Here is an 8,848-nt window from a genome sequence, read left to right as displayed (position 1 = left end):
CGTATCCGCGGATGAACCCCTCCAGGTGGCGGGCGCGATCTTCGATGGTGGTGAAGATCTCCGGCAGGCGCCGCCCCGGCATCTACAGGAAGATCCAATGGCAGGACTGCGACTGATCGTCGGTCTGGGCAATCCCGGATCGGAGCACGCCCGGACCCGGCACAATGCCGGGTTTCATTTCGTTGAGGCCCTGGCGGAAAAGGCAGGGGCGCGATGGAACGTGGACAGCAAGCTGTTCGGCGAGACCGCCAAGGTCGAGATCGCCGGGCAGACGGTATGGCTGCTCAAGCCTGCCACTTTCATGAACCTCAGTGGCAAATCGGTCACCGCCGCGCAGCGGTTCTGGAAGATCGAGCCCGAGGAAACCCTGTTGGCGCATGATGAACTGGACCTCCCGCCCGGTGTGGCGCGGCTCAAGTTCGACGGCGGTCATGGCGGCCAGAATGGCCTGCGTGACACCATCCGCCTGCTGGGTCACGGCAAGTTCCATCGCCTGCGCGTGGGCATCGGCCATCCCGGCCACAAGGATCGCGTGGTGGGCTGGGTGCTGGGCCGCCCGTCCAAGGACGACGACCTGCTGATCGCGCGCGCCATCGACGATGCGATCGACGTGATGCCGCTGGCCGTGCAGGGCGATTTCAATGAAGCGATGAAGCGCCTGAACACCCCGAAGTAGCTGCCAACCCCGGTTGGCACCCGCAATGATCGATTGAAACAGCTTGGGAAAGCGGCGCGCGCGCTGTTTTCCCAATCAATTTCACCCCAGAGGTTGTCAAAGATGGGTATCAAATGCGGCATCGTCGGCCTGCCCAACGTCGGCAAGTCGACCCTGTTCAACGCGCTGACCAAGGCGGGCATCGCCGCGGCGAACTTCCCGTTCTGCACCATCGAACCGAACGTCGGCATCGTGCCGGTGCCGGACCCGCGCCTGAACGAGCTGGCAGCGATCATCAACCCGCAGAAGGTCATTCCGACCGCCGTGGAATTCGTCGACATCGCCGGCCTGGTCGCCGGCGCTGCCAGCGGCGAAGGACTGGGCAACAAGTTCCTCGCGCACATCCGCGAAGTCGATGCGATCACCCACGTGGTGCGCTGCTTCGAGAACGCCGACGTCATCCATGTCAACAACAAGGTCGATCCCATTTCGGATATCGAAACCATCGATACCGAGCTGGCCCTGGCTGATCTGGATAGCGTCGAGAAGGCGCTGAACCGCGCCGAGCGCGCTGCCAAGGGTGGCGACAAGGAGGCCGCCGCGCGCAAGCCGGTGCTGGCCAAGCTGCAGGCTGCGCTTTCTGACGGCAAGTCCGGCCGTTCGGTGGGTCTGGACGAGGAAGAGAAGGCGCTGGTGCGCGACCTGTTCCTGCTGACCCTGAAGCCGGTGATGTACATCGCCAACGTGCTGGAGGACGGGTTCGAGAACAACCCGCACCTGGAAGCCGTGCGCGCGCACGCTGCCGCCGAGGGCGCGCAGGTGGTACCGGTGTCCGCCGCGATCGAGGAAGAACTGTCGCAGCTTGACGACGAGGATCGCGACACGTTCCTGGCCGACCTGGGCCTGAGCGAGCCGGGCCTGAACCGCGTGATCAACGCGGCCTACAGCCTGCTGGGCCTGCAGACCTACTTCACTGCCGGCGTGAAGGAAGTCCGCGCCTGGACCGTGCGCAAGGGTGCCACCGCCCCGCAGGCCGCCGCGGTCATCCACACCGACTTCGAGAAGGGCTTCATCCGCGCCGAAACCATCGCGTATGACGACTTCATCAAGTACAAGGGCGAAGCCGGTGCCAAGGAAGCCGGTCGCCTGCGTCTGGAAGGCAAGGAATACCGCGTGCAGGAAGGCGACGTGCTGCACTTCCGCTTCAACGTCTGATCCAGCGTCATCGGATCGACCCCGGACGCCCCGCCCCGAGCGGGGCGTCCGCGTTTCCGGCATCCGTCTCTGCGCTGGACAAAAATTGACCATGCTCTGAAACGCCTGCAGCGCAACGTTCGCACACACTTGTCCACATCAAACCCCCACCGCTTTCCACGCGCGGTGTGGAAAACCCAGCGTGCCGCTGTAGAGCCGAGCCCATGCCCGGCTGATGCCAGCCGGAGCCGAGCATGGTCTCGGCTCTACAGAAGCTTGTCCGCACGCCGTGGACAAAATTTCACCACGCTTCGAGACGCCTGCGCGACAACGCTCTCACCCACTTGTCCACATCAAGTTCCCATTGCCTTCCACGCGCCGTGTGGAAAACAATCGCGGCCGTGGACAAAAAATAACCACGCATGGAAACGCCTGAGGCGCAAGGCTCTCGCCTACTTGTCCACACCAAGCCCCCATCGCTTTCCACGCGTGGTGTGGAAAACCACGGCCGACAGCAGATTCCGATTTCGGACTTGTTGCATGGTGCGCGGCGCGGTGCTGCTTCAGGCTGGCCTCTGACCCTTCCACTGACACGGGCGGCATCACGCCTGTGCGCGACCCGGAGAGTTGCTATGACGACGCGAACGTATGGGTGGGTAGTGGCGATCGCGGCCCTCGGGTTGCTTCTGGCCTACGGCTACCAGTACATGGTCGTGCGGCCTGCACGAGGGAGTGCATCAGCCCCGGAGTGCAGTGCGGTCAGCCTGTTGAGTGCCATGCGCGAGCGGCTGCGACCCGAAGCGGACTTCAGCGAAAGCGGTGGTATCTACCTGGACTCTGTTGACCCGGAGGATCCAGAGGCACTGATCGCCTATGCAGCACTGGGCCGTATCTGCCGGGAGCCAGCAGGACGACGCACCGATGAGGGGCAGGCCGTTGCCAGACGGCTTGCCCGGATCGCATCCAGCTTCATCGTCGGGGGAAAGCTTGAGCCCGGTCGCTACGTCCTGACCGCGGCCACGGATGGCTCCCGGGGCGATGAAGTGGTGGCAGTGTCACCGGAACACCTTGCACTGCTGCGGAGCATGAACACCCGCACGCTGGGGAGAGCAGTGATGCTGATGGACAGCAAGCGTCCCTACGGTGATATGCATTATTTCTACATCGACATGGCCCGCGCGCTGGGGGAGCCGGTTCCGCTGGACGCGAATGGTAATGCGACGTTCGCGCCGGGGGTGATTGCCCGGTACGACGAACTGCATGGACAGATGCTTGATGTGGTCCGTGTCTTCTGGCGCTTTGCGGAGCCGGCGCAGTCTACGTCCTGAGCGGAACTGCACGCGGAAGGGGACGGAGGCCTGCGCCCCCGTCTTCCCGCCTGAGTTCAATGCAGCGGCACGCCTTACAGCGCGCTGCCGCCGAACTTGTGCGTGTACTGCAGATTGATCGTGCGGCCCACGCTGTCGAACCAGGAGACGTCGTAGTACGGGTACGCCGTGTATGTGGCGTCCTTCGGCGGCATCTTGTTGAACACGTTGACCACAGACAGGGACAGGCGCGAGTGGTCGTCGAAGCGATACTGTACCGACGCGTTGTAGCGGTACGTGGCCCTGATGTACGGGCTGTCGCCGCTGTCCCAGTCGAACACCTGGTCGTAGCTGTCCGAGGTGGGCAGCTTGCCCAGTCGCGAACCGTACACGGTGGCCGACCACGCATCCTTTTCCCACGTCACACTGACGCTGCTCTTGGTGCGTGGGATGTCGAAGCCGCTGTTCACCGCGAACTGGTCCTCGATCGCATCGCCGGTGTAGCGCTGGAAATCGTGCTTCTTCACCCAGGTGTGGCTGCCGTTGAAGATGAAGTCACCGATACCGGTCTGCAGGCGGTAGCGCAGGCCTGCATCGATGCCTGAGGTCGACTCGCGTGCCACGTTGATCGGATTCACGTGCACCCCGTACAGGCGGCCGTCGGCGGTCCGGGTCACCCGCGCCAGTGCGTCCACGCAGGTCGGTGACGTGATGTCGGCGTCGCCCAGGCGGCAGTTCGCTTCACTGGCCAGGATCGTGCGCACGTCCATGTCCTGCACCTGCCTGCGCATGTCGATGTCGAACCAATCCACCGAAAGATCCAGCCCTGCGGCCGGCGACCAGACGAAGCCTGCGCTCCACGAGGTGCTGGTCTCCGGGTCCAGCTCGCGGTTGCCGCTGCGGCTGCGGATGACGTTGCGCTCGTAGTCCGAGCAGTCGTCGGCCTGTTCGGCGCGGCAGCTGTACAGGTCCTCGGCGCTGGTCTCGTCGTTGCCGGGGCCGGCAAACACGTAGTGCAGGTCCGGGGCGCGGAAGGCCGTGCCGTACGAGCCGCGCACCAGCAGGCTCTCGACCGGGCGCCACTCAAGGCCGCCGCTCCAGGTCGCCTTGCCGATCGTGTGGCCGGAGTAGCGGTACTGGTCATAGCGACCGGCCACGCTCAGGTTGATCGTCTCGTGCAGCGGCATGCGCAGCTCGGCGGCCGTTGCCCAGCGGTTGCGCGAACCCTTGCCGTCGGAATCCTTCCAGCTGTAGTAGTAGTACTGGGTCGCCAGCGGATCGGGATTCAGCGCGTAGGCCTGCTGGCCCACTTCCACGGTCGCGGCAAAACCGGCATCGCCGCCGGGCAGGGCGAACAGCGAGCCGTTGGTCAGGGTGAGGGCGGCCGTCTCGGTGCGGGACTTCGGGGTATAGGTGGTGCGTGCGGCGATCGCGTCGTACTCGGCGCGGGTCAGCGGGCGGTACAGCCGCGACGGATCGGCGTTGTAGATCGGGAAGCCGTCATCGTCCTCGCCCAGCTGCGGGCCCAGGAACAGGTCGTTGGCCCTGCCGGCGATGATCTGCGGCCAGCTGATCCGCGACTGGTACTGCGAATGGCTCAACGCCGCTTCGTAATCCCAGTTGCCGGCCAGGTTGCCCTTGAAGCCGGTGGTCACGCTGAAGGTCTTCTGCGTGCTGCGCACCATCGCGTTGCGCAGGCCACCCATTTCCTCGGGTGAGAACTGGCGCTGCCAGAACTCGATTTCGCCGGTGGCTTCGTTGCTGAAGTAGCCCGACTCGTCTCCGTCGGCGGCCATGCGGCCCCACGACGTCACATCGCGCATCAGCGCCAGCGTGTGGTAACCCATCTGCACGTCGGCGAACCACTGCTGGCCGTTGTCGAAGTCATAGCTCAGCGAGGCATAGCCGTTGGCGCCGCGGCGCTTGCTGAGGATGGTGCCGTAGCCGATCGACGCGTCGCTGCCGCAGTAGTAGCCGTAGCGGGGGCGGAAGGCATGGTAGGTGCTGCCCTGGTTCTGTCCGCTCAGGGCATCGCAGGTGGCCGCGCCCGGATCCAGGTAGTCATCGTTGTAGTCGGTGCGCAGGTAGGCACGGCGGGCGATGCGCGAGCCCTCGGTCGGCCCGTCCTGGGTCGAATCCTGGATGTCGCGCTCATAGGCCCACAGCGGCGTCTGCGACTGCAGCTCCACGCTGTACACCGCATTGAAGCGGCCCGCGCTGAACCCGCTGGACAGACTCATGTCGAAGGAATCGCCACCGCCTTCACTGGTGGTACCCATGCGCACGTCGACCGTGGTGCCGTCGGCCTTCTTCTTGAGGATGAAGTTGACCACGCCGGCGATCGCGTCCGAACCATAGATGGCCGAGGCGCTGCCGGTCAGTACTTCGATGCGGTCGATCATGCCCAGCGGAATGTTGGACACGTCGGTGAAGTTGCTGCGGCCCTGGAACGGCATCGGGAAATCGGCGATGCGGCGGCCGTTGACCAGCACCAGGGTGTGGTTGGGCCCCAGCCCGCGCAGGTCGACCTGCTGCGCACCCGGCGAGAAGTCGGCGCCGCTGGAGGATTGCTGGCTCTGCGTCTCGCCGCCGTTCTGGGTCATTGCCCGCAGCACGTCGGGCACGGTGGTGAAGCCGCTGGAACGGATCTGTTCGGCGTCGATCACCGTGATCGGGGCGGGGCCCTCGACCTGGGCGCGCGGAATGCGTGAGCCGGTGACCTGTACCGCATCGAGCTGCCGTACCGGAGAGGAGGCCGGAGCCTGGGCCGCCGCAGAAGCGGCAAGGCCCATCAACGCCAGCTGGATCGACCACGCCATCGCCTGTCTACGCATGAGAAGTTCCCGGAAGTAATGCCGGCCCGCAGAGGAGGGGCCCATCCCCCATTCAGATTTCCGCAATGGGCGCCGGCATTTAACGCCTTTTTCATGCCCTTGACTACTGATGACCCATCTGGCAAAGAGTGAAAACGCTTGCAGGTCGTTTCTGTTCAGGGAGATCAAGATGCGACGGTTCCATCGAAGGCTGCGTCACGTGCTTGCCGGCCTGGCAGTGCTGGTTCTCCTGGGCTCGCCGCTGGCCGCGTCCGCGCAGGACCTGCAGGGGCCGGGATTCGCCTATTACGAGACCGGCGATCTCGATGCCCCGCGACCGGGGCCGAGGGCGCCGGCGATGATGCTGATGGGCGGCGGAGAGTGGGTGCCGGAGGCGTTCCAGTGGTGGTTGAAGCAGGCCGGCAATGGCCGCGTGCTGATCCTGCGCGCCTCCGGCAGCGACGAGCTGCAGGAGCGTCTGCACCATGACATCGGCGGCACCACCGCCGTGCAGACCCTGGTGTTCGACAGCCGTCGTGGCGCCGACGACCCGGCCGTACTGCGGGTGGTGGCCGCGGCCGACGCCATCTTCATCGCCGGCGGCGACCAGTCGCGCTACATCCGCTTCTGGAAGGGGACCGCACTCAACCGCGCGCTCAATGCCCACGTCCGTGCCGGCAAACCGATCGCCGGCACCAGTGCCGGATTGGCGATCCTCGGTGGCTATGCCTACGGCGCGCTTGACGGTGGCAGCGTCACCTCCGCCGCCGCGCTGGCCGACCCGATGGGCAGCGCGGTGACGATGGACAGTGGCTTCCTGCAGATGCCCTATCTGCAGCGGGTGGTCACCGACACCCACTTCGACCGGCGTGATCGTCTCGGTCGCCTGATCGTTTTCGTTGCCCGTGCCGCGCAGGACAGTGGCGACCCGGACATGATCGGCATCGGCGTGGACGAAGACACCGCGCTGTGCGTGGAGCCTGACGGACGCGCGCAGGTCTACAGCGCCGATGGTCATGGCAGGGTCTGGGTGGTCCGCCCGGGCCGTGGCGCGGACCGGCTCACGCAGGGCGAACCGCTGCGTTTCCACGCTGTGCCGGTTACCGTGGTGGCAAGCGGTGGCCGCATGCGGCTGGACGACTTCCAGGCCGATGCCGACTATCACGCAGCGGTCGATGTTGACGGTGGCCGGATTGAACTGATCCGTCGCTGACCGCTGCTGCCGGCCGCGCGCCGGCGCTTCCCTTCAGGCATCTCGTCGAGCCTGCTCGATGCCATCGCTTCCATTTCCGGAGATATCGATGAAGCTTCATCTGGCGCTGTCTGCGCTGCTGTCCCTGCCGTTGCTCGCCCATGCTGCGCCGGATGCGTCGCCCCTGCTGGTCATCCATGGCGGTGCCGGCGTCGAGCGCAAGGATCTGTCCGCCGCCGAGGAGAAGGCGGCACGTGCGGCACTCCGTGCGGCGCTGCTGAAGGGGCATGCCGAGCTGGCAGCCGGTCGCCCTGCACTGGCGGCGGTCACCGCAGCGATCACCGTTCTCGAGGACGATCCCACGTTCAATGCCGGCAAAGGCGCGGTGTTCACCCACGACGGGCGCAACGAGCTGGATGCGGCCGTGATGGATGGCGCCACCCAGGCGGCCGGCGCGGTGGCCGGCGTGCAGCGCGTACGCAACCCGATCCTGCTGGCAACGGCCGTGATGCAGGAATCGAAACACGTGATGATGGTCGGGCAGGGCGCTGAGGCGTTCGCCGTCGAGCAGGGCATGACCCTGGTCGATCCTTCGTACTTCCGCACCGACAAGCGCTGGCAGCAGCTGCAGCGCGCACTGAAGGAGGAGGCCGGCGGCCAGGCCCACGCCGACCTGGAAACGGCCCGGCACTTCGGCACGGTCGGTGCGGTTGCGCTGGATGCGCAGGGGCGCCTGGCAGCGGGGACCTCCACCGGAGGAATGACCAACAAGCGCTACGGGCGCGTCGGCGATTCGCCGATCATCGGCGCCGGCACCTGGGCCGATGCACGCTGTGCGGTGTCGGGGACCGGGTGGGGCGAGTACTACATCCGCACCGCTGCCGCGCACGAGATCTGCGCGCGTATCCGCTACCAGGGCCAGTCGCCGGCGGAGGCGGGCAGGGGCGTGATCAACGAGGCGATTCCGCAGATGGGTGGGGATGGCGGTGCGATCGTGCTCTCCGCCGATGGAAAAGCGGCCACGCCGTTCAACACGCAGGGCATGTACCGCGGCTGGATCGGTGCCGACGGCGTTCCGCATGTGGCGATCTTCGCCGACGAGGCCTTGGCACTGCCCGGGCAATAGGCTTGCGTATCAAAGGGTTTGCGACGCATGTGAAAAAAAGTGAAAAAAAGCGTTGACAGGCCCCCGCTTCATCTCCAGAATTGCGGGCTCACCACCACACACCGCAACGCTTCGGCGGCACGGGATGGGGTTGAAACGGAGGGATACCCAAGCGGCCAACGGGGGCAGACTGTAAATCTGCTGGCTTACGCCTTCGGTGGTTCGAATCCACCTCCCTCCACCAGCTTCACGTTGTGGCACTTCCCGGTGCGGGAGTAGTTCAATGGTAGAACCTCAGCCTTCCAAGCTGATGGTGCGGGTTCGATTCCCGTCTCCCGCTCCATTGAATGAACTTTGAATGTTATCGAGTTCATGCCATAATGCAAAACTCGCTCACGTAGCTCAGTCGGTAGAGCACTTCCTTGGTAAGGAAGAGGTCGAAGGTTCGATTCCTTTCGTGAGCACCATCTTCAGCACCACACCAGACGAATTCGAGATAAGCAGCCATGGCCAAGGGTAAGTTCGAGCGCACCAAGCCGCACGTCAACGTCGGCACCATCGGTCACGTCGACCACGGCAAGA

Annotated in this window: 6 protein-coding genes and 3 tRNA genes; 8 read left to right on the top strand and 1 reads right to left on the bottom strand. The window is 65.2% G+C overall.

Features of this window, described 5'->3' with window-relative positions:
• Nucleotides 1-97: 97 nt before the first annotated feature.
• The 3 genes from pth to QMZ25_RS18735 all read left to right on the top strand — a co-directional run bounded on the left by pth (nucleotide 98) and on the right by QMZ25_RS18735 (nucleotide 3,177).
• Nucleotides 98-676 (top strand): aminoacyl-tRNA hydrolase, encoded by a 579-nt coding sequence (gene pth / locus QMZ25_RS18745; RefSeq protein WP_053520316.1) that lies wholly within the window; start codon nucleotides 98-100, stop codon nucleotides 674-676.
• A gap of 102 nt (nucleotides 677-778) precedes the next feature.
• Nucleotides 779-1,870: a redox-regulated ATPase YchF gene (gene ychF, locus QMZ25_RS18740; protein WP_053520317.1), complete on the top strand. Its 1,092-nt coding sequence runs from the start codon at nucleotides 779-781 to the stop codon at nucleotides 1,868-1,870.
• 611 nt (nucleotides 1,871-2,481) lie between these two features.
• A complete protein-coding gene (locus QMZ25_RS18735) occupies nucleotides 2,482-3,177 on the top strand; it encodes a hypothetical protein (protein ID WP_283220120.1) in 696 nt (231 codons plus the stop codon).
• A gap of 74 nt (nucleotides 3,178-3,251) precedes the next feature.
• Here QMZ25_RS18735 and QMZ25_RS18730 read toward each other — a convergent pair whose 3' ends face one another.
• Entirely contained in the window at nucleotides 3,252-5,990 is a 2,739-nt protein-coding gene (locus tag QMZ25_RS18730) for a TonB-dependent receptor (RefSeq protein WP_283220119.1), read from the bottom strand.
• Between the two features lie 169 nt (nucleotides 5,991-6,159).
• Here QMZ25_RS18730 and QMZ25_RS18725 point away from each other — a divergent pair, with 169 nt between their 5' ends.
• The 5 genes from QMZ25_RS18725 (at nucleotide 6,160) to QMZ25_RS18705 (ending at nucleotide 8,733) form a co-directional block, all read left to right on the top strand.
• Nucleotides 6,160-7,182 carry a cyanophycinase gene (locus QMZ25_RS18725; protein WP_053520321.1) on the top strand — a complete coding sequence of 341 codons (1,023 nt, stop codon included), beginning with the start codon at nucleotides 6,160-6,162 and terminating at the stop codon, nucleotides 7,180-7,182.
• 88 nt (nucleotides 7,183-7,270) lie between these two features.
• Entirely contained in the window at nucleotides 7,271-8,287 is a 1,017-nt protein-coding gene (locus QMZ25_RS18720) for an isoaspartyl peptidase/L-asparaginase (RefSeq protein ID WP_065182867.1), read from the top strand.
• 137 nt (nucleotides 8,288-8,424) lie between these two features.
• A tRNA-Tyr gene (locus QMZ25_RS18715) sits at nucleotides 8,425-8,510 on the top strand.
• A gap of 25 nt (nucleotides 8,511-8,535) precedes the next feature.
• Nucleotides 8,536-8,609, top strand: a tRNA-Gly gene (locus QMZ25_RS18710).
• Between the two features lie 48 nt (nucleotides 8,610-8,657).
• Nucleotides 8,658-8,733 (top strand) — tRNA-Thr (locus tag QMZ25_RS18705).
• Nucleotides 8,734-8,848 lie beyond the last annotated feature (115 nt).

Source organism: Stenotrophomonas sp. RS-48 (assembly GCF_030053245.1).
GTDB lineage: Bacteria > Pseudomonadota > Gammaproteobacteria > Xanthomonadales > Xanthomonadaceae > Stenotrophomonas > Stenotrophomonas maltophilia_P.
This window is presented reverse-complemented; position numbering and strand designations above follow the sequence as displayed.

Bases quoted from the DNA above. Each gene is read 5' to 3' on its own strand.
- pth (WP_053520316.1), top strand. From the start codon at position 98: ATGGCAGGACTGCGACTGATCGTCGGTCTGGGCAATCCCGGATCGGAG.
- ychF (WP_053520317.1), top strand. From the start codon at position 779: ATGGGTATCAAATGCGGCATCGTCGGCCTGCCCAACGTCGGCAAGTCG.
- QMZ25_RS18735 (WP_283220120.1), top strand. From the start codon at position 2,482: ATGACGACGCGAACGTATGGGTGGGTAGTGGCGATCGCGGCCCTCGGG.
- QMZ25_RS18730 (WP_283220119.1), bottom strand. From the start codon at position 5,990: ATGCGTAGACAGGCGATGGCGTGGTCGATCCAGCTGGCGTTGATGGGC.
- QMZ25_RS18725 (WP_053520321.1), top strand. From the start codon at position 6,160: ATGCGACGGTTCCATCGAAGGCTGCGTCACGTGCTTGCCGGCCTGGCA.
- QMZ25_RS18720 (WP_065182867.1), top strand. From the start codon at position 7,271: ATGAAGCTTCATCTGGCGCTGTCTGCGCTGCTGTCCCTGCCGTTGCTC.